Annotated in this window: 22 protein-coding genes; 6 read left to right on the top strand and 16 right to left on the bottom strand. The window is 66.9% G+C overall.

The window, feature by feature from the left end; genetic code table 11:
- Nucleotides 1–61: 61 nt before the first annotated feature.
- The 3 genes from AC1RAA_RS22520 to AC1RAA_RS22510 all read right to left on the bottom strand — a co-directional run bounded on the left by AC1RAA_RS22520 (nucleotide 62) and on the right by AC1RAA_RS22510 (nucleotide 1,996).
- Nucleotides 62–544, bottom strand: coding sequence for a GreA/GreB family elongation factor (locus tag AC1RAA_RS22520; protein ID WP_492731722.1), 483 nt, complete (start codon nucleotides 542–544; stop codon nucleotides 62–64).
- Nucleotides 545–1,325: 781 nt separating this feature from the next.
- Entirely contained in the window at nucleotides 1,326–1,679 is a 354-nt protein-coding gene (locus AC1RAA_RS22515) for a hypothetical protein (protein WP_139701446.1), read from the bottom strand.
- A gap of 44 nt (nucleotides 1,680–1,723) precedes the next feature.
- Nucleotides 1,724–1,996 carry a hypothetical protein gene (locus tag AC1RAA_RS22510; protein ID WP_139701447.1) on the bottom strand — a complete coding sequence of 91 codons (273 nt, stop codon included), beginning with the start codon at nucleotides 1,994–1,996 and terminating at the stop codon, nucleotides 1,724–1,726.
- Between the two features lie 549 nt (nucleotides 1,997–2,545).
- Between AC1RAA_RS22510 and AC1RAA_RS22505 the strand changes: the two genes are divergently transcribed.
- From AC1RAA_RS22505 to AC1RAA_RS22490, 4 genes are read left to right on the top strand one after another with little or no spacing between them, the layout of a single operon-like run.
- Nucleotides 2,546–3,130 (top strand): TRAP transporter small permease, encoded by a 585-nt coding sequence (locus tag AC1RAA_RS22505; protein WP_070060201.1) that lies wholly within the window; start codon nucleotides 2,546–2,548, stop codon nucleotides 3,128–3,130.
- Nucleotides 3,127–4,425, top strand: coding sequence for a TRAP transporter large permease (locus tag AC1RAA_RS22500; protein WP_307635951.1), 1,299 nt, complete (start codon nucleotides 3,127–3,129; stop codon nucleotides 4,423–4,425). Before AC1RAA_RS22505 ends, AC1RAA_RS22500 begins: the two co-directional genes overlap by 4 nt.
- A 40-nt stretch (nucleotides 4,426–4,465) precedes the next feature.
- Nucleotides 4,466–5,503, top strand: a complete 1,038-nt coding sequence (locus tag AC1RAA_RS22495; RefSeq protein ID WP_062471046.1) for a DctP family TRAP transporter solute-binding subunit — start codon at nucleotides 4,466–4,468, stop codon at nucleotides 5,501–5,503.
- A 43-nt stretch (nucleotides 5,504–5,546) separates the two neighbouring features.
- Nucleotides 5,547–6,485 carry a nucleoside hydrolase gene (locus tag AC1RAA_RS22490; RefSeq protein ID WP_492731719.1) on the top strand — a complete coding sequence of 313 codons (939 nt, stop codon included), beginning with the start codon at nucleotides 5,547–5,549 and terminating at the stop codon, nucleotides 6,483–6,485.
- A 70-nt stretch (nucleotides 6,486–6,555) separates the two neighbouring features.
- Here AC1RAA_RS22490 and AC1RAA_RS22485 read toward each other — a convergent pair whose 3' ends face one another.
- The 5 genes from AC1RAA_RS22485 to AC1RAA_RS22465 form a co-directional block, all read right to left on the bottom strand.
- Nucleotides 6,556–7,293, bottom strand: a complete 738-nt coding sequence (locus tag AC1RAA_RS22485; protein ID WP_056576214.1) for an amino acid ABC transporter ATP-binding protein — start codon at nucleotides 7,291–7,293, stop codon at nucleotides 6,556–6,558.
- Nucleotides 7,294–7,337: 44 nt separating this feature from the next.
- Nucleotides 7,338–8,027, bottom strand: a complete 690-nt coding sequence (locus AC1RAA_RS22480; protein ID WP_070060204.1) for an amino acid ABC transporter permease — start codon at nucleotides 8,025–8,027, stop codon at nucleotides 7,338–7,340.
- Nucleotide 8,028: 1 nt separating this feature from the next.
- Nucleotides 8,029–8,760, bottom strand: a complete 732-nt coding sequence (locus AC1RAA_RS22475; RefSeq protein WP_307582881.1) for an amino acid ABC transporter permease — start codon at nucleotides 8,758–8,760, stop codon at nucleotides 8,029–8,031.
- A 96-nt stretch (nucleotides 8,761–8,856) separates the two neighbouring features.
- Nucleotides 8,857–9,756: an amino acid ABC transporter substrate-binding protein gene (locus AC1RAA_RS22470; RefSeq protein ID WP_062471058.1), complete on the bottom strand. Its 900-nt coding sequence runs from the start codon at nucleotides 9,754–9,756 to the stop codon at nucleotides 8,857–8,859.
- A gap of 381 nt (nucleotides 9,757–10,137) precedes the next feature.
- Nucleotides 10,138–11,127, bottom strand: a complete 990-nt coding sequence (locus AC1RAA_RS22465; protein ID WP_492731717.1) for a LysR substrate-binding domain-containing protein — start codon at nucleotides 11,125–11,127, stop codon at nucleotides 10,138–10,140.
- Nucleotides 11,128–11,188: 61 nt separating this feature from the next.
- Here AC1RAA_RS22465 and AC1RAA_RS22460 point away from each other — a divergent pair, with 61 nt between their 5' ends.
- Nucleotides 11,189–12,631 (top strand): amidase, encoded by a 1,443-nt coding sequence (locus AC1RAA_RS22460; protein ID WP_492731715.1) that lies wholly within the window; start codon nucleotides 11,189–11,191, stop codon nucleotides 12,629–12,631.
- A 10-nt stretch (nucleotides 12,632–12,641) separates the two neighbouring features.
- Here AC1RAA_RS22460 and AC1RAA_RS22455 read toward each other — a convergent pair whose 3' ends face one another.
- Both AC1RAA_RS22455 and AC1RAA_RS22450 read right to left on the bottom strand, forming a co-directional pair.
- On the bottom strand, nucleotides 12,642–13,580 hold the full coding sequence (locus tag AC1RAA_RS22455; RefSeq protein WP_492731713.1) for a 2-hydroxyacid dehydrogenase: 939 nt from the start codon (nucleotides 13,578–13,580) through the stop codon (nucleotides 12,642–12,644).
- A gap of 49 nt (nucleotides 13,581–13,629) precedes the next feature.
- Nucleotides 13,630–15,465: an ABCB family ABC transporter ATP-binding protein/permease gene (locus AC1RAA_RS22450; protein WP_492679098.1), complete on the bottom strand. Its 1,836-nt coding sequence runs from the start codon at nucleotides 15,463–15,465 to the stop codon at nucleotides 13,630–13,632.
- A 42-nt stretch (nucleotides 15,466–15,507) separates the two neighbouring features.
- Here AC1RAA_RS22450 and AC1RAA_RS22445 point away from each other — a divergent pair, with 42 nt between their 5' ends.
- Nucleotides 15,508–15,951, top strand: coding sequence for an acyl-CoA thioesterase (locus AC1RAA_RS22445; RefSeq protein WP_070060209.1), 444 nt, complete (start codon nucleotides 15,508–15,510; stop codon nucleotides 15,949–15,951).
- A 7-nt stretch (nucleotides 15,952–15,958) separates the two neighbouring features.
- On the opposite strand, the gene AC1RAA_RS22440 is transcribed toward AC1RAA_RS22445, so the two are convergent.
- The 6 genes from AC1RAA_RS22440 to AC1RAA_RS22415 all read right to left on the bottom strand — a co-directional run bounded on the left by AC1RAA_RS22440 (nucleotide 15,959) and on the right by AC1RAA_RS22415 (nucleotide 21,254).
- Nucleotides 15,959–17,077, bottom strand: a complete 1,119-nt coding sequence (locus AC1RAA_RS22440) for an ABC transporter substrate-binding protein (protein ID WP_492731880.1) — start codon at nucleotides 17,075–17,077, stop codon at nucleotides 15,959–15,961.
- A 195-nt stretch (nucleotides 17,078–17,272) separates the two neighbouring features.
- A complete protein-coding gene (locus AC1RAA_RS22435) occupies nucleotides 17,273–18,037 on the bottom strand; it encodes an enoyl-CoA hydratase (RefSeq protein WP_307582871.1) in 765 nt (254 codons plus the stop codon).
- 39 nt (nucleotides 18,038–18,076) lie between these two features.
- Nucleotides 18,077–18,670, bottom strand: coding sequence for a 2-hydroxychromene-2-carboxylate isomerase (locus AC1RAA_RS22430; protein ID WP_070060211.1), 594 nt, complete (start codon nucleotides 18,668–18,670; stop codon nucleotides 18,077–18,079).
- A gap of 55 nt (nucleotides 18,671–18,725) precedes the next feature.
- Nucleotides 18,726–19,472 carry an SDR family oxidoreductase gene (locus tag AC1RAA_RS22425; RefSeq protein ID WP_354346766.1) on the bottom strand — a complete coding sequence of 249 codons (747 nt, stop codon included), beginning with the start codon at nucleotides 19,470–19,472 and terminating at the stop codon, nucleotides 18,726–18,728.
- Nucleotides 19,473–19,476: 4 nt separating this feature from the next.
- Nucleotides 19,477–20,316 carry an acyl-CoA thioesterase gene (locus tag AC1RAA_RS22420; RefSeq protein ID WP_492731711.1) on the bottom strand — a complete coding sequence of 280 codons (840 nt, stop codon included), beginning with the start codon at nucleotides 20,314–20,316 and terminating at the stop codon, nucleotides 19,477–19,479.
- A 32-nt stretch (nucleotides 20,317–20,348) separates the two neighbouring features.
- Nucleotides 20,349–21,254, bottom strand: coding sequence for an alpha/beta hydrolase family protein (locus AC1RAA_RS22415; protein WP_492731709.1), 906 nt, complete (start codon nucleotides 21,252–21,254; stop codon nucleotides 20,349–20,351).
- Nucleotides 21,255–21,289 lie beyond the last annotated feature (35 nt).

Below are 21,289 nucleotides of genomic sequence, written 5' to 3'. Positions count from 1 at the left end.
GAGGTCCGCCGCCTTCGACTGACTCTCAATGTCACGCGTGCCGCTTCTGTCCAGTCGCGGCTTAAAGAACCCGCAGCACCTCAAACTGCTGTCGGATTGGCGCGACCTGCATCGACACCTCATCACCCTCGCATTTGCCCAGCATTGCCCTACCCAAAGGGGCTTCGCTGCTGATGACCTGAACAAGCTGTGTGCCGCTGACCAACGTCATACTGCCCCCATCCGGGCCGAGAAAGAGCTGTTGCTGCTTGTCGTCGGAATCGACCAGGCAGACCAGCGCGCCGAGCCGTATTCCTATGCTGGCGTCGTAGGGACGCGGGCGGAATTGGCGCCAATTGGCCATCGCCTGGCGTATGGCTTCGGCGCGCCGAGCTTGGCCGGTGGCCAGGTAGGCGGCTTCGAGTCCCAATGTGTCGTATTTGTTTTCGGCGATGTTCTCTTCATGAGTCGCCGTTTCATGGGCTGCCCGCACTGCCTGTTCGGCTTGCAGCAAGTCTTCGGCGAGCCGTTCCAGCACCTGCTGTTGCAGCAAGAATTTATCCATGACGAAAGATCGGTATCTCAAACAAGCGGGGGGCAGATTTTGATTATGAAGGGCTCCAGAAGCCTTCGACGCTTTTGTTGGCTGCGGGTTAACTTCAGCTATGGGCTCGTTGCGGGCACTCGCATTGCGCCGAAGCAGCCGTTCAAGTGCTACCTCGTTCTGCCTGCGGCGTCATATCCTGTGCCAGCCCTCCCGGAGAGGTCATTCATCAGGTTTGCAGCCAGATTCCTTGTGTAGCGTGGGAATTTGAAGCTTCTCGCCGTTCTCTTCGGTCTGGCGCCACTGCTCAAACGTGCAATAGATGATCTTTTCCTTGAGGTCTGAGATGTACGAGGCGCCTTCTTCGGGGACGAAGGAGAAGCTGATGCCGCATGTGCTCCCAGGGTACCCTGTACTGTTGGAATGCCGGACGTATACACGACTGCCGGCAGGAACATCCAGCCACCGCCATGTCGGTGCCGCACGAATGTCCGAGCAGCGGGCACTCGCGGCGATAGTCGCACTCACACCATTTGCATCGTCGTAGAACTTGATTCGTGCCTTGCTGCCGGCGACTGGGGGTTGATACGGCGCCAATGGTGCACTGCCACAGGCCGCGAGAAGATTTATCGAAGCCGCTGCGGCTATGAGAGTGCGCATAGTTCAAGGGTTGCTGGGGAGCGTCACAAGAAGTTGATGGAGCGGCCGACAAGGAGCGGAGACGCGACGACAAAGGGCCGTTATTGGCCGAATGTAGCCCACTGGCGGTCGGCACCACACGGCCCCAAGTTGACCTATACCTCTACGCTGGGAAGCGCGGCAGCTTGGCTTTCTCGACGGCGGTTCTGAACGCTATGTCCCATGCAGTCCACTGCTCCGACGACGCCTGCCCCTCAATGGTTATGCCGGATGGCTCAAACGACGCTTCTAAGCATGGATCGCCAGAAGAATCACTGAAGAAGCCCATCGAGCCTGGCCGTGCCCCTGGCAATCCAAGAAGCAGCCTGCCCAGAGTTGCGACCTCACCTTCGGTCAGACGTCCCGTGTAGATGGTGTATGTCCCACCGATCTTTAAGAGCGGTCGAGCCGCCAGATCGTGCTCGTTCCAAGGCTGGAACCAGCCTTCTAAGCCCTCGATATGTTCTTCGCTGGTCATGAGTGCTCTTCTACTTCCGCTTTTGGCCGCTTGACGTCGGTTGCTCATTGAGCGCCTTCAAGGGCCTCGATGTATGGCAGCACCTGTGGATGAGCCTGAACCCACTGCTCGCCCAAGTACGTCGCTACGGAGCTCGAGCCGATGACGCTCTCGATTGCCCCGGATTTCGAAGCGGCCTGCAACAGACCGTGGGCCGCATGCATTGCCTCCTCGCTCGCGGCCGCCTCCGGCCCCCCAGCTTCGATGCCCCACTCCTTCTGAATTGCCGCAATGAGTTTGCCTGCAGCGGCCTCAAGTGGTGTTCGTGAGCGTGTCATGGACGCCAATCTAACCTGCTTGTGAAGGTCCGGTTGTGGCCGATAGCACCCCTCCGGTCCGCCCGATCGAACGACAACAACCAGTCTGAAGCGAACATTGAACGCAGCCATGTCCATGTCGACCGCATCCGGCACCAGCCCTTCGGGCTTCTGCTTCGCCAGTGCCTGTCGCTCACGAAAGCTCAGTGGTACGCCCCCGCACATCCATCTGCAATCCACCACAGCGGTCAGCCCGCCAACGTCACAGCCGCACTCATCGTGCGCAGGGCATCGGGTGCTCCCCGCAGCGAAATCAAGGAGGAGCCCGAAGGGCGGGGGACATTCGCGGAGGGGAGTACCCGGTGTCCTCTGCACGCGCCCCCGACAACAGCGCCCCGAACAAAGGCCGCGAAGAGGCAGTCAACCAGCCGCCACAGCTAAGGAAACCCCCGATATATGAATGGTCATTGACCCCCTAGCATCGAGCGCTGCTCGCCTGTCAAGGTGTACGGATCGCGTCCCGGCGTCCGCCCGGTGACCTGGCGCCTGCCTCAGCTGCCCTTTCCTGCGATGACAACTCCTCCCGAGTCCGGCCCCACGCTGGACGCCGCCAGTCCCCTCCCCCCCGACATCGAAGCCGCCGACGAACCCACCAAGGTTCCCCTCGCCATCGAAGACTGGCTCACGGTCCTCATCATGGGCGCGCTGGCGCTTATCACCTTCGCCAACGTCATCGTGCGCTACTTCACCGACTCGTCCTTCGCGTGGACGGAAGAGTTCTCGGTGTTCCTCATGATCATGCTGGCGCTGGTGGCCGGCTCGGCCGCGGTGGCGCGCGACCGGCACATCCGCATCGAGTATTTCTCGGAGAGCGGCTCCATGGCGCGGCGCAAGCGCCTGGCCCAGTTCGGCGCGCTGATGATCGCCATCCTGTTCGCGCTGATCGGCGCGCTCAGCATCCGCATGGTCTGGGACGACTACCGCTTCGAGGAAACCACGCCCGGCATCGGCCTGCCCGCCTGGTGGTATTCGATCTGGCTGCCCATCGTGTCGTTCGCGATCGCGGGACGCGCCATCGGCCTCATGGTGCGCCGTGGCCGCAAGACGAACTACAAGTCTGACGACAACAACAGCAAGAAGGGCGACGCCAAGTGATCGCCACCCTGCTCTTCGTCGCCTTCGTGCTCATGATGCTGGTGGGCGTGCCCATCGGCGCCGCGCTCGGCCTGGCGGGCGCGGCCTGCATCGCGCTGGCCAACGCCGACGCCCAGTGGTTCGGCCTGCTGGCCGTGCCTCAGAACTTCTACGCCGGCCTGGGCAAGTACCCGCTGCTGGCGATTCCGATGTTCGTGCTGGTCGGCTCCATCTTCGACCGCTCGGGCGTGGCGCTGCGCCTGGTCAACTTCGCCATTGCCATCGTGGGCCGCGGCCCCGGCATGCTGCCGTTGGTGGCGATTGCGGTGGCGATGTTCCTGGGCGGCATCTCGGGCTCGGGCCCGGCCAACGCCGCCGCCGTGGGCGCGGTGATGATCGCGGCCATGAGCCGCGCCGGCTATCCGGCCGCCTACTCGGCCAGCGTGGTGGGCGCCGCGGCGGCCACCGACATCCTGATTCCGCCCTCGGTCGCGTTCATCGTGTACTCGGTGCTGGTGCCCGGCGCCTCGGTGCCGGCGCTGTTCGCGGCCGGCATGATCCCCGGCGTGATGGCCGGCCTGGCGCTGATGATTCCGGCCGTGTGGCTGGCGCGCAAGCACAAGATGGGCGCGCTCGAATCGACGCTGCCGCGCCCGCCGTTCTGGAAGAGCTTTCGCGAAGCGATCTGGGGCCTGGCGGCGCCAGTGCTCATCCTGGGCGGCATGCGAGCGGGCTGGTTCACGCCCACCGAGGCGGCCGTGGTCGCCGTGTTCTACGGCCTGTTCGTGGGCATGTGCATCCACCGGACGATCAAGGTGCGCGACCTGTTCGTGATCTTGCGCGAGTCGGGCGAGCTGTCGGCGGTGATCCTGCTGGTGGTGTCGCTGGCGGGCATCTTCGCGTACTCGCTCTCGACGCTGGGCGTCATCGATCCGGTCACGCGCGCCATCGTGAATTCGGGGCTGGGCGAGTACGGCATCCTGGCACTGCTGATCCTGCTGCTGATCACCGTGGGCATGTTCCTGGACGGCGTGTCGATCTTCCTGATCTTCGTGCCGCTGTTGCTGCCCATCGTGCAGCACTACAAGTGGGACCCGGTGTGGTTCGGCGTGATCCTCACGCTGAAGGTGGCGCTGGGCCAGTTCACGCCGCCGCTGGCGGTCAACCTCATGGTCTCGTGCCGCATCGCCAAGGTGCGCATGGAAGAAACCGTGCAGTGGGTGGGCTGGATGCTGTTCTCGATGTTCGTGGTGATGGTGCTGGTGATCGCCTTCCCCGAACTCGCGCTCTGGCTGCCGCGCAAGCTGGGCTACTGATTTTTTCGATCCATCGACAGACAAAGAGGAGACCTCACTCATGAAATTCCGCCGCACCCTGCTGGGCCTTGCCGCCGTCGCCGCCACGCTCGGCCTGTTCTCGACCGGCGCGATGGCGCAGGCCACCTACAAGCCCGAGTACAAGATGTCGCTGGTGCTGGGCCCGCCCACGCCGTGGGGCCAGGCCGGGAAGATCTGGGCCGACCTCGTGAAGGAACGCACCCAGGGCCGCATCAACATCAAGCTGTACCCGGGCGTGTCGCTCATTCAAGGCGACCAGACGCGCGAGTTCAGCGCGCTGCGCCAGGGCGTGATCGACATGGCCGTGGGCTCGACCATCAACTGGTCGCCGCAAGTGAAGCAGCTCAACCTGTTCTCCATGCCCTTCCTGATGCCCGACTACGCGGCCATCGACGCGCTCACGCAGGGCGAGGTGGGCAAGGACATGTTCAAGACGCTCGACAAGGCCGGCGTGGTGCCGCTCGCCTGGGGCGAGAACGGCTTCCGCGAGATCACCAACTCGAAGAAGCCGATCAAGTCGCCGGCCGACATCAAGGGCATGAAGATCCGCGTGGTGGGCTCACCCATCTACTCCGACATGCTCACCGCGCTGGGCGCCAACCCCACGCAGATGAGCTGGGCCGACGCGCAGCCCGCGCTCGCCAGCGGCGCGGTCGACGGCCAGGAGAACCCGCTGTTCCTGTTCACGGTGCTCAAGATGCACACGGTGGGCCAGAAGTTCGTCACTACCTGGGGCTACGTGGCCGATCCGCTGGTGTTCGTCGTGAACAAGGAAATCTGGGCCTCGTGGACGCCGGCCGACCAGGCCATCGTGCGCCAGGCCGCGCTCGACGCCGGCAAGCAGGAGATCGCCATCGCGCGCAAGGGCCTGGTCGAAGCCGACAAGCCCGTGCTGAAGGACATCGCGGCCATGGGCGTGACGGTGACCAACCTCACGCCGGCCGAGCGCGACGCCTTCGTGAAGGCCACGCGCCCGGTGTACGACAAGTGGAAGTCGACCGTCGGCGTCGACCTGGTGGCCAAGGCCGAGAAGGCCATCGCGGCGCGCGCGAAGTAAGCCGCGCATCGCCGTGGATCGGGGGCGGCATGACAATGTCGCCATGCACACCCTGATCATCGACACGGACCCCGGCGCGGACGACGTGATCGCGCTGCTGTTCGCCCTGGCGGCGCCCGAATCGCTGGCGATTCAGGCGCTGACCACGGTGGCGGGCAATGTTCCCCTGGCCAAGACCTCGCGCAACGCACGCCTGGCCTGCGAATGGGCCGGACGGCCGGAGCTTCCGGTCTACGCGGGCGCCGAGCGGCCCCTGCAGCGCACACCCATCTACGCCGCCAACATCCACGGCCGCGAAGGCCTCACGGGCGTGGCGGTGCACGACCCCGCCGTGCCGCTGGCCGAGGGCAGCGCCGTCGACTACCTCGTGCGCACGCTGCGCGCCGCGCCCGAGCACAGCGTGACGCTCGCCATGCTCGGCCCGCAGACCAACCTCGCGCTGGCGCTCGCACAGGCGCCCGACATCGTGCGCGGCCTGCGCGAGCTGGTGCTCATGGCCGGCGCGCATTTCAACGGCGGCAACATCACGCCGGTGGCGGAGTTCAACGTGTTCGCCGACCCGCATGCGGCCGCGGCGGTGCTCAAAAGCGGCGTGCCGATCACCATGCTGCCGCTGGACGTGACGCACAAGATCCTCACGAGCGACGCGCGCATCGCGCGGCTGCGCCAGCTGGGCAACCGCGCCGGCGCGATCGTCGCCGACATCCTCGGCGCCTACGCGCCGCAGGAGATGGCCCACTACGGCATGCCCGGCGGCCCGGTGCACGACGCCACCGTGACGGCCTACCTGCTGCGCCCCGACCTGTTCCAGGGCCGGCGCATCCACGTCGAGATCGACAGCCGCGAAGGCATGGGCTTCGGCCAGACCGTGGCCGACTGGCACGGCAGCCTGAAGCGGCCGGCCAACGTGCAGTGGGTCATCGACGGCGATGCGCAGGGCTTCTTCGACCTGCTGACGGAGCACATCGCGCAGCTGCCCTGAGCCTTGAACCAAGCCCCATGAAAAAAGCCACGCTGCGGACAGCGTGGCTTTTTTTGGGTGCGGCAGCGAATCAGTGCTGCAGGATCTTGTTGAGGAAGTCCTTGGTGCGCGGCTGACGGTTTTCCGGGTGGTTGAAGAACTCGTCCTTCGGGCAGTCTTCGAGGATCTTGCCGCCCACGTCAATGAAGATCACGCGGCTCGCGACCTTGCGGGCGAAGGCCATTTCGTGCGTGACGACCATCATGGTCATGCCTTCCTTGGCCAGGCTCACCATCACGTCGAGCACTTCGCCGACCATCTCGGGGTCGAGCGCCGAGGTGGGTTCGTCGAACAGCATCACGATCGGGTCCATCGACAGCGCACGGGCAATCGCCACGCGCTGCTGCTGGCCGCCCGACAGCTGACCGGGGAACTTGTCCTTGTGCGCCATCAGGCCCACGCGGTCGAGCATCTTCAGGCCGCGGGTCTTGGCTTCGTCGGGCGTGCGGCCCAGCACCTTGATCTGCGCGATCGTGAGGTTCTCGGTCACCGACAGGTGTGGGAACAGCTCGAAGTGCTGGAACACCATGCCGACCTTGGAGCGCAGCTTGGGCAGGTTGGTCTTGGGGTCGTGCAGCGGGATGCCGTTGACGGTGATCTCGCCCTTCTGGAAGGGCTCGAGCGCGTTCACGGTCTTGATGAGCGTGGACTTGCCGGAACCCGACGGGCCGCACACCACCACCACGTCGCCCTTGGAGATGTTCACCGAGCAGTCGTTGAGCACCTGCACCGGGCCGTACCACTTGGAGACGTTCTTGATTTCAATCATTTTTTCGGACATTTGTTTCTCTCCGGTTCAGTTCAGCCACTCAATCAGCGAATGATGGCGATTTTCTTGTGCAGGCGCTTCACCAGCCAGGAAAGGGCGTAGCACATGGCGAAGTACACGACCGCCGCCAGCAGGTAGGCCTCGATCGGACGGCCGAAGTTCTTGCCCGCCGTTTCAAAGCCCTTGAGCATGTCGTAGGCACCGATGGCATACACCAGCGAGGTGTCCTGGAACAGGATGATGGTCTGCGTGAGCAGCACCGGCAGCATGTTGCGGAAGGCCTGCGGCAGCACCACGAGGCGCATGTTCTGGCCGTAGGTCATGCCCACCGCCTGGCCCGCGTTCACCTGGCCGCGCGGGATCGACTGGATGCCCGCGCGCATGATCTCGCTGAAGTAGGCCGCCTCGAACGCCACGAAGGTGATCACCGCCGAAATCTCGGAGCGGTAGTTCGAGCCGAGCGAACCGAACAGCGAATAGAACGACGCCGGCACCAGCAGGAAGAACCACAGGATCACCATCACCAGCGGGATGCTTCGCATGCCGTTGACGTACAGCGCCGCGGGCGCATCGAGCCACTTCTTGCCCGACAAGCGCATGAGCGCCAGGATCGTGCCGAAGATCACGCCACCAATGGTGGCCACCACCGTCAGCATGATGCTGAAGTAGAAGCCCTTGATGACGAAGTTGCTGATGACGTCCCAGTTGTAGAAGGACAGGTCGAGATTCATCATGTCAGTGTCCTCCGCCACCAGCGCTGGCCGAGACGATGAAGCCCGGCACGCGGGTCTTCTTCTCGATGTACGCCATGAGCCGGTTGATGGCCAGGGCCGACACCACGTAGCACGCCGTCACCGCCAGGTAGACCTCGATGCCGCGCGAGGTTTCTTCCTGCGCCTGCATGGCGAACATGGTGAGTTCGGTGACCGACACGGCGAACGCGACGGACGAGTTCTTGAAGATGTTCATCGTCTCGCTCGTGAGCGGCGGGATGATGATGCGATACGCCATCGGCAGGATCACGTAGCGGTAGTACTGCGCGGTGGTGAAGCCCACCGCCATGCCCGCATAGCGCTGGCCCTTGGGCAGCGCCTGGATGCCGGAGCGCACCTGCTCGGCGATACGCGCCGAGGTGAAGAAGCCCAGTGCCAGCACCACGAGGATGAAGCTCGGCACGCCCTTCATCACGGGAACCAGCGCCGGAATCACGTGGTACCAGAGGAAGATCTGCACCAGCAGCGGGATGTTGCGAAAGAGCTCCACCCATGCATTGCCGAAGCGCACGAGCCACGGACTGTCGGGCAGCGTGCGGATGATGCCGATCAGCGAGCCGAGCACCAGCGCGACGATCAGCGCCAGCAGCGCGACCGACACCGTCCAGCCCCAGGCCGAGAGCATCCATTGCAGGTAGCTCGGATATTCCCCCCCGGGGTCTTGCAGGAAGACCTGCCAATCCCAGTTTCCCATGTGTGTTTACTCCTTCAGCTTCTTTTCGAAAAACCGTCCCTTGAAAAGAAACGCCCACCGCGAAAGGTGGGCGTCCATTCACGCAGCGACGCGCGCTTATTCCTTGGTGACGTACTCTTCGGCCGGCTTGTCGTTCGGGTTGGCCCACGCGTTCTTGGTGGCTTCGCCGAGCGGCAGGTTGATGGTCACGTTGGCCGGGGGAATCGGCTTGAGGAACCACTTGTCATACAGCTTGGCGAGTTCGCCCGACTTGGCCTGGGCCTTGATGCTGTCGTCCACGGCCTTCTTGAAGGCGGGGTCGTCCTTGCGGATCATGATGGCGATGGGTTCCACGGCCAGCACGTCGTTCAGGATCTTGTAGTCCTTGGGCGACTTCGACTTGGCAGCCAGGGCGGCCAGGATCGAGCCGTCCATCACGAAGGCGTCGGCACGGCCGGTTTCCAGCAGCAGGAAGCTGTCGGAGTGGTCCTTGCCGTAGACCTCCTTGAAGGTCAGGTTCTCGGCGCGCTTTTGCTTGCGCACGGTCTGCAGCGGCGTGGTGCCGGTGGTGGTGGCGACCGTCTTGTCCTTCAGGTCGGCCAGCGAGTTGATGCCCGAGTTGGCCTTGACGACGATCTTGGTTTCTTCGACGTAAGTGGTCACGCCGAAAGCCACGTCCTTCTGGCGGGTGGCGTTGTTGGTGGTGGAGCCGCACTCGATGTCCACGGTGCCGTTCTGCACGAGGGGGATGCGGTTCTGCGAAGTCACGGGCTGGTACTTGACTTCGAGCTTCTTGCCAGCGGCCTTCTCCAGGTCCTTGATGATGTTGGCGCAGACGTCGTAATGGAAGCCGGTGTACTGGCCATTGCCGAGCGTGTACGAAAGGCCGGAGGACTCACGCACGCCTTCGGTGATGGTGCCCGAGGCCTTGATCTTGGCCAGGGTGTCATTGGCCTGTGCAAAGGCGCCGCTGGTGGCGAGCGCTGCGACAGCCAATGCCAATACTTGTTTTTTCATACGAAAAGCTCCTGAGGGTGACTGAAACAAATAGAACGAAATTCTAGACACTCGCATTTTGCGGGATACCCGGACCAACCCGGTGCATTCCACGGGCATCGCCGCCCGCCTCGCACCGGCTGCGCCCATCGGGGCGCCAGCCTGGTGCAATCCAGACATTTCGCATTGTCCGACTTTCACTAAGCAGCCTTTGTGCCCGGCATTCGGGCGGCTGTGCGTGGCGCAGGCAGCGACCGGCGATCCCCGGCGTGCAACGGCCGAAAAAAACTGCCGCGACTGTAGTGGCGCCGTGGCCGGGCCGCCAATGCTGATTGCGGGGGGTCGTATGCGTGGTGCTTATAGATTGTGCAGTGCACAAATCTGCCCGCCGTTCACGCTCGTTCAGTGCGGCGGCTGGGTCCCGACCAGGTAGGACCACAGGGCGTCGGCCGTGCGCTTGGGCTGCAGGCTTTCGGACAGCCCGGCCCGGGCCGCCGAGCGGCCGGCGCCGCCCTTCACCGGGACCGGCGCGCTGGGGCGCTCGCGGTAGGCGCGGATTTCCATCTTGGCCTCGAGGCTGTCGATCTCGGGCGGCAGCGCACTCACCAGCTTGCGCGCCTTGATCTCCTTGCGCACCGCGCTTTGCGGCAGGAAGGCGATGCCGTGGCCTTCGAGCGCCATCACCTTCAGGCCTTCGGCCATGTCGGTCTCGTAGACGCGGTCCAGGTGGATGGCCGTGCCCGACTCCTTGAGCAGCTGGTCGACCACGCGCCCGAGGTAGGCGCCCGGCGCATAGCCCAGGTAGGGCAGCGGCTGGCCCGGGCGGCCCGGCAGCCGGTAGCGCGGCGCGCCCTCGGCATCGGCCTTGACCCAGGGGGCGACGGTTTCCTCGCCCAGGCTGACCATCTCGTACTTGGTGGCGTCCAGCTGCAGCGGCTGCGAGGGGTGGTGGTAGGCGATCAGCAGGTCGCAGCTGCCCTCGACCAGCCGCAGCACCGCGTCATGCACGTTGAGCGCGATGAGGCGGCTCTTGATCGGCCCGAAGTGCTCGCGCAGGCTGGTGACCCACGAGGGAAAGAAGGTGAAGGCCAGCGTGTGCGGCACGGCGATCTCGATCACGTCCTGGCCGGCGGCCGAGTGGCCGCGCAGCATGGCGCGCGTGCTCTGCAGCGACTGCAGCATCTCGATGGCCTGGCTGTACAGCGTCTGGCCCGCGGGCGTGAGGCGCGTGGGGTAGGAGCTGCGGTCGACCAGGTCGGTGCCGGCCCATCCCTCGAGCGCCTGGATGCGCCGCGAGAACGCCGGCTGCGTCACGTGCCTCAACTGGGCCGAGCGGCTGAAGCTGCGGGTTTCCGCCAAGCTGATGAAGTCTTCGAGCCACTTTGTTTCCATACGCGGCGATTATGCGAGCGCCGCGCCATACTGGGCGCCCCCTCCTTTTCCCGCATGCGCCATGCCTTTCGACGACCTGCCTGACCTCAGCGCCACCGAACTTTCGCGCAAGATCGCGGCCCGCGACGTGTCCTGCCGCGAGGTGATGCAGGCGTCGCTCGCCCGCATCGACGCGCTCAACCCGCGGTTCAACGCCATCGTCTCCCTGCGCGACCCCGCCCAGCTGCTGGCCGAGGCCGACGAACGCGACGCCGAGCTGGCGCGCGGCGAACGGCGCGGCTGGATGCACGGCTTTCCGCTGGCCGTGAAAGACCTGAGCCACGCCGCCGGCCTGCCGACCTCGATGGGCTCGCCGCTGTCGCCGCGCTCGCCCGCGCGCACCGACAGCCTGCATGTGGCGCGCATGCGCGCGGCCGGCGCCGTGGTCATCGGCAAGACCAACACGCCCGAGTTCGGACTCGGCTCGCACACCTACAACACGGTGTTCGGCATCACGCGCAACGCCTACGCGCCCGATCGCAGCGCGGGCGGCAGCAGCGGCGGCGCGGCCGTGGCGCTGGCCCTGGGCATGCTGCCGGTGGCCGACGGCAGCGACATGATGGGATCGCTGCGCAACCCCGCCGCCTTCAACAACGTGATCGGCCTGCGCCCTTCGCGCGGCCGTGTGCCCGGCGACCCGGAGCAGGAGCTCTTCTTCCAGCAGCTGGGCTGCGAGGGCCCGATGGGCCGCACGGTGGAAGACACGGCCCGGCTGCTGGCCGTGCAGGCGGGTTTCGACACGCGCGTGCCGCTGTCGTCGCCGCACGCCCTGCCCTCGCCCGACGACCTGCAGCTGGACGGCGACGGCCGCGGCCTGCGCATCGGCTGGCTCGGCAGCCTCTGGCCCGAACTGCCGCTGGCACCGGGCGTGCGCGAACTCGGCGAGCAGGCGCTCGACACCTTCCGCACCATCGGCTGCGAGGTCGAGCCCTGCACGCTCGACGTGCCGCGCGAGCACAACTGGAGCGCCTGGCTGCGCCTGCGCCAACTGCTGGTGGGCGGCAAGCTCGGCGCCTACCTGAGCGACCCGAAGCTGTTCGCGCAGCTCAAGCCCGAGGCGCAATGGGAGATCGAGCAGAGCCGGCACCTGGACGCCGCCTCGCTGTACCAGGCCTCGCACTACCGCTCGAACGTGTACCGCGCGTTCCTGAAGCTCTTCGAGCGCTTCGACTTCGTGGTCGCGCCGACGGCGCAGGTGTTCCCGTTCGACGCCGAACTGCACTGGCCGGCCGAGGTGAACGGCGTGAAGAGCGACACCTACCACCGCTGGATGGAGATCGTCACGCCCTTCACGCTGGCGGGCCTGCCCACGCTGAACGTGCGCGCGGGCTTCGGCGACGGTGGGCTGCCGATGGGCCTGCAGCTGGCCGGGCCGATCCATGCCGACCTCGAGGTGCTGCGGCTGGGGCATGCCTACGACCAGGCCTGCGGCTGGGCGGCGCGGCGCCCGCCGGCCCTCTCCTGATCGGTTCTGATCAGATCGGCGTGAGCACGCCGCGCCCCGCGAAGTGCCCTTGGGCGTTCGCAAGGAAGTGGTCCACCGACTTCTGCGTGGCCTCGGGCGACCAGCCCGCCATGTGCGGCGTGAGCAGCACGTTGTCCAGGCCGATGAGCGGCTCGGGGCGCTTGGGTTCGCTCTCGTACACGTCCAGGCCCGCGCCCGCGATGCGGTGCTCGCGCAGCGCCTTCGCCAGCGCCTCGGTGTCGACCACGCTGCCGCGGCCGATGCTCACGAGGTAGCCCTGCGGCCCCAGCGCGTCGAGCACCTCGGCGTTGACCAGGTGCTTGGTCGCCGGCCCGCCCGGCGCGGCCAGCACCAGGAAGTCGGCCCAGGTGGCGAGCGACTTCAGGTCGTCGAAGTAGCGGTGCGTGGCGCCTTCGCGCGGCTTGCGGTTGTGATAGCCGATTTCCATGTCGAAGGCGGCGGCGCGCTTGGCGATCTTCTGGCCGATGGTGCCCAGCCCCAGGATGCCGAGCTTCTTGCCCGACACGTTCGGCGGCTGCGGAATGGCTTCGCGCCACACGCCTTCGCGGCACAGCCGGTCGAGCGTGCGGAACTCGCGCACGATGCTGATCAGCAGGCCGAAGGCGTGGTCGGCCACGCAGTCGTCGTTGGTGCCGGCGCCGTTGGCGGTGGCGATGCCGCGTGCGCGCGTGACCTCGAGCGGCACGCCCTCGTAGCCCGCGCCCATGCAGCAGACCAGTTCGAGCGCCGGCATGGCGTCGATCTCGGCGGGCGTGAGGCCGATGACGCCGATGGTCAGCACCGCGCGGAATTTGGGGCCGTGCTCGGCGACGGCGGCGGCGCGCTGCGCGTCGCCGAAGGCGTAGGTCATGTCGTAGACCTCGGCAATCTGGGCCTGGTGGGCGCTCGAGAGGCTGTTGAGCACCAGCAGGGGAATCTTGGTCGACACGTCTGAACTCCTGGGGTCGGTGAAAAGAAAGAAGGGGTGAATGATCGGGCTAGAGCATCGGCACTGCTTCGCTCTTCTGCAAAGCCCACATCTGGGCGTAGCGTCCCTGCTGGGCCAGCAGATCGGCATGCGTGCCGCGCTCGACGATCACGCCCGATTCGAGCACCAGGATCTCGTGCGCCTCGACCACGGTCGAGAGGCGGTGCGCGATGACCAGCGTGGTCTTGCCCTGCGCGGCGCTGCGCAGCTCGGACTGGATCGCGCGTTCGTTGGCCGAGTCGAGCGCCGAGGTCGCCTCGTCGAAGATCACGATCGGCGGGTTCTTCAGCAGCGTGCGCGCGATGGCCACGCGCTGCTTCTCGCCGCCCGAGAGTTTCAGGCCGCGCTCGCCCACCGTCGTCTCGTAGCCCTTGGGCGTGGCCGAGATGAAGTCGTGGATGCGCGCAGCGCGCGCCGCCCCTTCGACCTCTTCGCGCGTGGCGCCGGGGCGGCCGTAGGCGATGTTGTATTCGACCGTGTCGTTGAACAGCACCGTGTCCTGCGGCACGATGCCGATGGCGCGGCGCACGCTGGACTGCTGCACGGCGCGGATGTCTTCGCCGCCGATGGTGATGCGGCCCTGCTGCACGTCGTAGAAGCGGTACAGGAGCCGCGCGAGCGTCGACTTGCCCGAGCCCGAGGGGCCGACCACGGCCACCGTCTTGCCGGAAGGAATCTCGAAGCTCACGTGCTTGAGGATCGGGCGATCGGGCTCGTAGGCGAAGCTCACGTCCTCGAAGCGGATGGTCGAGTCGACGCCCGCCAGCGGCTGCGCACCGGGCGCATCGCGCACCTCGCGCTCCTTCTCCATCAGCACGAACATCTTGTCCAGGTCGGTCAGGCTCTGCTTGATCTCGCGGTAGATCACGCCCAAAAAGTTGAGCGGAATGTAGAGCTGGATCATGAAGGCGTTGACCATCACCAGGTCGCCCAGCGTCATGCGCCCTTCGACCACGCCCGAGGTGGCGCGCCACAGCATCAGCACCAGGCTCACGGCGATCAGCAGCTGCTGGCCGGTGTTGAGCATGCTCAGCGTGCGCTGGCTCTTGATGGCGGCCTTGCGGTAGCGGTCGAGGCTGGCGTCGTAGCGCTTGGCCTCGAAGTCTTCGTTGTTGAAGTACTTGACGGTCTCGTAGTTCAGCAGCGAATCGACCGCGCGGCTTTGCGCCATCGAGTCGAGCTCGTTCATGGTCTTGCGGAACTGCGTGCGCCACTCGGTCACCGTCACGGTGAAGGTGATGTACAGCACCAGCGCCACGCCGGTGATCCACACGAACAGCGCATCGAACTTCACGCCCAATATGGTGAGCACCAGCGCCAGCTCGATGATGGTCGGCACGATGCTGTACAGCGACATCGAAATGAGCGAATGCACGCCGCGCGTGCCGCGCTCGATGTCGCGCGTCATGCCGCCGGTCTGGCGCTCCAGGTGAAAGCGCAGGCTCAGCGAGTGCAGGTGGCCGAACACCTCCAGCGCGATCTGCCGCGCCGTGCCCTCGGTGGCCTTGGCGAAGATCAGCTCGCGCAGCTCGCCGAAGAGCGCCGTGGAAAAGCGCAGCAACCCGTAGGCCAGCAGCAGCCCGATCGGCACGATGAGCAGCGCCTGCGCCATGTCGGGCTTGGGCGTCATCGTGTCGATGAGGTTCTTCAGCAACACCGGCACGCCCACGTTGGCCACCTTGGCGCCCACCATGAAAGCCAGCGCGGCCATCACGCGCCATTTGTACTGCCAGAGATAGGGAAACAGGCGGCGCAGGGTCGCCCAGTCGGAACGGTCGGAGCGCGCGGGCGGATGGCCGCCGGGCGCATGGGGAGAGGAGGAAAGGGCTTCGCCGCTTCGGCGCATGGGGGACAATCGTGGGTGTTGTTGTTGCTTCAGATTGTGCCCATGTCCTCCCCTTCCAGTGCCGCTTCCGCCGCAGCGGCCGCCGCCGCCACCCTCAAGAGCCTGCCCACCGACATGGAGCTGGTGCTCAAGGTCATCCCGATGCCGGCCGACTGCAACGCCAACGGCGACATCTTCGGCGGCTGGGTCATGGCGCAGTGCGACCTGGCCGGCTCGGTGATCCCGGCGCGCTACGCCAAGGGCCGCCAGGCCACCGTGGCGGTCAACGAGTTCATCTTCAAGCAGCCGGTGCGGCTGGGCGACATCCTCTCGTTCTATTCGAAGCTGGTGCGCGTGGGCCGCACCTCCATCACGGTGACGGTCGAGGTGTTCGCCGAGCGCTTCCGGGCGCAGGGCGAGTACATCAAGGTGACGCAGGCCACCTTCACCTACGTGGCCATCGACGACAACGGCCGCCCCCGCCCCATCGAACAGCCGGCGGCCTGAGCCGCCTTCAGGCGACGCCCATGCCGGCGTCGCGCACGCGCTCGAAGCACTCGAACTCGCGGTTGATCCAGCGCGCGTCGCGCCGCTCCACGCGGCGGATGTAGACCGACTGCACCACGTCGCGCGTGTGGGCGTCGATCTCGACCGGCCCGCGCGGGCTGTCCAGCCGCAGGCCGCGGAACGCATCCACCAGCCGCTCGGCGCCCGCCTTGCCGCCGCGCGCGCCCGGCGCGCTCAGCGCGGCGTCGATGGCCGCGAGCCCGTCGTGCGCCGCCACGGCGAAGTAGCCCGGGCGCAGATGGCTGCCGTACTCGGCCTCGAAGGCGCCCGCGAAGCGCCGGTTGGCCGGCGACTCGTGGGCGAAGGAATAGTGGTGGCTGGTGACCAGCCCCTCGGCCAGTTCGCCGATGCCGTCCAGGTAGTGGTCGTCGGTGGCGTCGCCCGTGGCGAGCAGGCGGATGCCGGTGTCGGCCATGCCGCGGTCGCGCCAGAACTTCAGGAAGATGGCCGGCATCTGTCCCGAGGGCAAAAAGAAGAACACGGCCTGCGGCTTGAGCTCGCGCAGGCGCAGCATGTAGGCCGAGTAGTCGAGTGTGTTCAGCGGCACGCGCAGCATCGCGCCCACGCGCCCGCCGCCCGCGGTGATGCCGGAGACGAAGGCGCTCTCGGCGTCCACGCCCGAGGCGTAGTCGGCCACCACGGTGCACACGTCGCGCAGCCCCTGCTGCAGCGCCCAGCGCGCCAGCGGCGCCGTGACCTGCGCGATGGTGAACGACACCCGCACCATGAACGGCGAGCGCCCGGGGATGCCCGAGGAGGCAGCGTTCATGATCACGGTCGGCACGCGCGCCTGCGTGGCGACGGTGCCGACGGCGTAGGCGTTGGAGCTGAAGTCCAGCCCCGTGAGCAGGTCGACGCGCTCGCTCTCGATGAGGTCCTGCGCCTGGCGCCGCGCCTGCTCGGGCGCGCTGCCGGGCACGTCGCGGCGCAGCAGCTCGACCGGCCGGCCCGCGATCTGCTGCTTGTGGTCGGCCAGCCAGACCGCCATGCCGGCGTCGAACTGGCGCCCGCCGCCCGCATAGGGCCCCGACCATGAGCCGATGACCCCGATGCGCAACGGCCGCACGCGTGCCAGCACCAGCGAGGGCGCCGCGAGCGTGCCCGCGAGTAAGCCCAAAGCATGCCGGCGCGTCAGCCCGAATGCTACTTTTTCAGTAGCACGCATCGCCCGCGTGGCGGGCGTTGTGGGCAGGTTGATGTCTGGAGCAGGCACGAGGAACAGTGTACGCAGGCACCGTCCGCAGGCAAGTCCACGGAAGGCTTAGACCTTCGAGAAATCGGGCTTGCGCTTCTCCATGAAAGCACCGAAGGCTTCCTTGGCAGCGGGCTCGCGCAGCATGCGACCGAAGCTCGCACCTTCTTCGCCCATGCGCTCGAGCACGGCGGGCATCTGCGCCTTCTTCAGCAGGCGCTTGGTCTCGATCAGCGCGCTCAGCGGCTTGGCCGCGAGCTTGCGCGCCTGCGTCTGGGCGATGCCATTGGCTTCGGTCGGCGGCACCACGCGGTTGACCAGGCCCACTTCGAGCGCGGCCTCGGCCATGAAGGGCTCGCCCAGCAGCAGGGCTTCGGCGGCGCGGTGGTAGCCCAGCATCTGCGGCACCAGCAGGCTCGACGCGGCCTCGGGGCACAGGCCCAGGTTGACGAAGGGCATCGAGAAGGCCGCGTTGTCGCCCGCGTAGACGAGGTCGCAGTGGAACAGCATCGTGGTGCCGATGCCCACGGCCGGGCCGCACACGGCGGCGACGATGGGCTTGGGGAAGGTGGCGATGCCGCGCAGGAAGCGGAACACCGGCGATTCGGTGTTGGCGGGCGGCGCGTTGAGGAAGTCGCCGATGTCGTTGCCGGCGCTGAAGATCGTCGGGTCGCCCTGGATCAGCACGCAGCGCACGGCCGCTTCGCTCTCGGCCGTGGCGAGCGCGTCGGCCAGCGCGGCGTACATGCTGCTGGTGATCGAGTTCTTCTTGTCGACGCGGTTGAAGGTGATGGTCATCACGCCGGCTTCGGTGTGGACGAGGATGTCGCTCATGGAAAGATCCTTGGGTAGGTAAAACGGGGGGCGACGCGCTCAAGCGTCGATGGCTTCGCGGACGAAATCGAGGCGGTCCTGGCCCCAGAACATCTGGTCGCCGACGAACATGGTGGGGGCGCCGAACACGCCGCGCTCCACCGCCTCCTGCGTGACCGCCTTGAGGCGGTCTTTCACTTCCTGCGCGCCGGCCAGCGCGAGCAGGCCCGCGGCGTCGAAGCCTGCATTTTGCAAGACGGCGCCGACGGTCGCGGGATCGTTCAGGTTCTTCGGCTCGACCCACATCGCATGGAACACCGCGTCGATGTAGGCACCGAAGCGTTCGGGCATCTTCATCTGCACGCCGGTGGCGCCGCGCATCAGCAGCAGCGTGTTGATCGGGAAGTGCGGGTTGTGCACGAAGGGCACGCCGTAGCGCTTCGCGAAGCGCTGCAGGTCGGTCGTGAGGTACGGGCCCTTGGCCTTGATCTCGGCGGGCGAATGGTTGCCCGTGGCCTGGAACACGCCGCCCAGCAGCATGGGCTTCCAGACCAGCTCGGCGCCGGTGTCGGCGCACACGTGCGGCAGCTGCGTGGCGGCCAGGTAGGCGGCGGGGCTGCCGACGTCGAAATAGAACGCGACGGATTTCGTCATGGGTGTCGTCTCCTTGGGGCTGTGCGCCGCGATGCGATGCGTAGCGCGGCGCCGGTCAGAACTTCTCGGACCAGGGGCGCAGGTCCAGCTCGTGCGTCCACGCATCGCGCGGCTGCGCGTGCAGCATCCAGTAGCTGTCGGCGATGTGGTCCGGGTTCAGGATGCCGTCGCTGTCCTTGAGCGCATAGCGCTCGGGGAAGTTGCTGCGGATGAACTCGGTGTCGATGGCGCCGTCGACCACGACGTGCGCGACGTGGATGCCCTGCGGCCCCAGCTCGCGCGCCATCGACTGCGCCAACGCGCGCAGGGCCATCTTGGCGCCCGAGAAGGCACCGAAATTGGCGGCGCCTCGCAGCGAGGCCGTCGCGCCCGTGAAGATGATCGTGCCGCGGTGGCCGCCTGCGGGCATCTCGCGCGCCACCATGCGCTTGGCCACTTCGCGGCCGTTGAGGAAGCCCGAGAAGCAGGCCATCTCCCACACCTTGAAGTACTTGCGCGCGGTTTCGGTGAGGATGCTCTCGGGCACGTTCGCGCCGATGTTGAACACCATCACCTCGATCGGCCCGACGGTCGATTCGATCTGCTCGATGAGCGCCACCACTTCTTCTTCCTTGCGTGCATCGCAGGCGAAGGCGTGGGCCCGGCCGCCGTCGGCCTCGATCTGCGCCACCAGCGGCTGCAGCTTGTCGAGGCTGCGCCGCGTGACGCAGGTGGCGTAGCCTTCGCGTGCGAAACGGCGGGCGATGGCGCCGCCAGTGGCGTCGCCCGCGCCGACGATGAGAGCGGCCTTGGTGAGCGTCATCGCGTCATTCCTTGTAGTAGACGATCTGGTTCGAGGTGGCGAGCAACGCGCCCTTCTCGCTCCACAGCTGCGCCTCCTGGTCGAAGAAGCCGTTGAAGAACTGCTGCCCCGCCGCGCAGCCCAGCAGGTAGCCCGTGCCGACCTCGGCCAGCTCGGCGGCGCCCACATGGAAGTAGGTGGTGATCGACACCGTGCCCGCGGGCACGTGCGTGGCGCGGCGCAGCCACACGCGCGGGTAGAACACGTCGCTCAACGCGGCGAGCGAGGCGAAGTCGAGCGGGCGCGCCTGCGCGTCGCGCACCCACAGGCGCGTTTCGCTGTGCTGCAGGCTGCCATCCCACTTGGCGGGAATGCCGCCGCTGAAGGGACGCATCTCGTACTGCTCGAGCCAGGCCACGCCCGACGGGCCGATGCGGATGCGATCGACCGCTTCGGGCTTCGGCGCCTCGGGCATGGTGAGGTCGGCCTGGCTCCACGTGTCGCGGCGCGCGGCCGTGACCACGGTGGCGGTGGTCGTCATGTTCGCCGTGCCGTCGGCGCCGGGCTGCGTGATCGTCACCGTCCAGTGCTGCGTCGAGCGGTTGGTGCGCACGGCGGTGGCCTGGATGTCGAACGCGCCCTCGCCGAGCGCGGCCGCGTAGTTGACGGTCAGCGCGATGGGCGTGCCGAGCAGGTCGGGGTGCTGGAGCACCGCCTGCAGCGCCAGCGCCGCGGTGGTGCCGCCGAACGGGCCGACCATGTTCCAGTAGTCGGGACTCGTGGTGCCCGTGAAGTGCCCCACGCGGATGTCGCTGTGGTGCAGGGCCAGGGCTTTGTCGAGGGGGTGTGGGGTCGTGCTGCTCATGGTGATCGCCAGTGTGCCTTCGGAGGATGACCTCACGCAGTCGTGTGCGGGACGTTGGCGTGCTGCACTGCCGCAGGCGCGGTCAGCGCGGCGAGTCGGTGCAGCTTGTCGAGCGTGCTCGGCCACAGGCTCTGGCTGAACTGCTCGCGGAAGAAGCCGAAGTGGCCGATGCGCCGCGCCTGCACGTCGGCCGGCGCGATGCGCTCCACCGCGCTCGGCGCGCCTGCATAAAAACTCACGAGGCTGCGCGTGCCGGCATGCGTCATGAGTTCGTCGTCGGTCATCGAGAGCGCGAGCACCGGGAAGCGCACGCGCGCATAGCTTTGCAGCGCGGGCTCACCCTCGGCGCCCACGCTGTAGCGCGGGTTCAGGCACCAGCGGCGCCATTGCAGGATCACGCCGCGCGGCAGGTCGCCGACCTTCTTCAGCTTGCGGCCCGGAAAGTAGCCCCACAGGCGCGTGGCCAGCGGCACCAGCACGAACCAGAAATACAGGATGCTGCGCCGCAGCTTCGGCGCGTTCTCGCGCCAGTAGCCACTGCCGGCCGCGATGCTCACGAGGCCGTCGACCTGCCCGGGCCGCTGCAGGAAGCCCGGCAGCTGCGCGCCGAGGCTGTGGCCCAGCAGGTACAACGGTTCGTCGGGCAGCGCGGCCTTGGCGGCGTCGATCACCGCTTCGTAGTCGCGCGTCCAGTCGAACAGGTCGGCCTGGAAACCACGCAGCGGCGCATCGCCGAGCGAGTCGCCGCTGCCGCGGTAGTCGAAGGTCCAGACCCGCAGGCCCTGCCCCGCGAGCCAGTGCGCGAAGGGCTCGTAGAACGACTGGCGCACGCCCATCGCACCGCCGATGACGATGCTGGCGCACGGTGCGCCGGCGGGGTCGTAGCGGCGCACCGCCACGTGGGCGCCGGCGTCGACCGGCAGTTGCAGGGCTTGCATTCCGTGGTCTCCTTCGTTCTGCGGCCCCTTGCTAG

Source organism: Variovorax sp. GW823-FHT04F07, from assembly GCF_058795995.1.
This window is presented reverse-complemented; position numbering and strand designations above follow the sequence as displayed.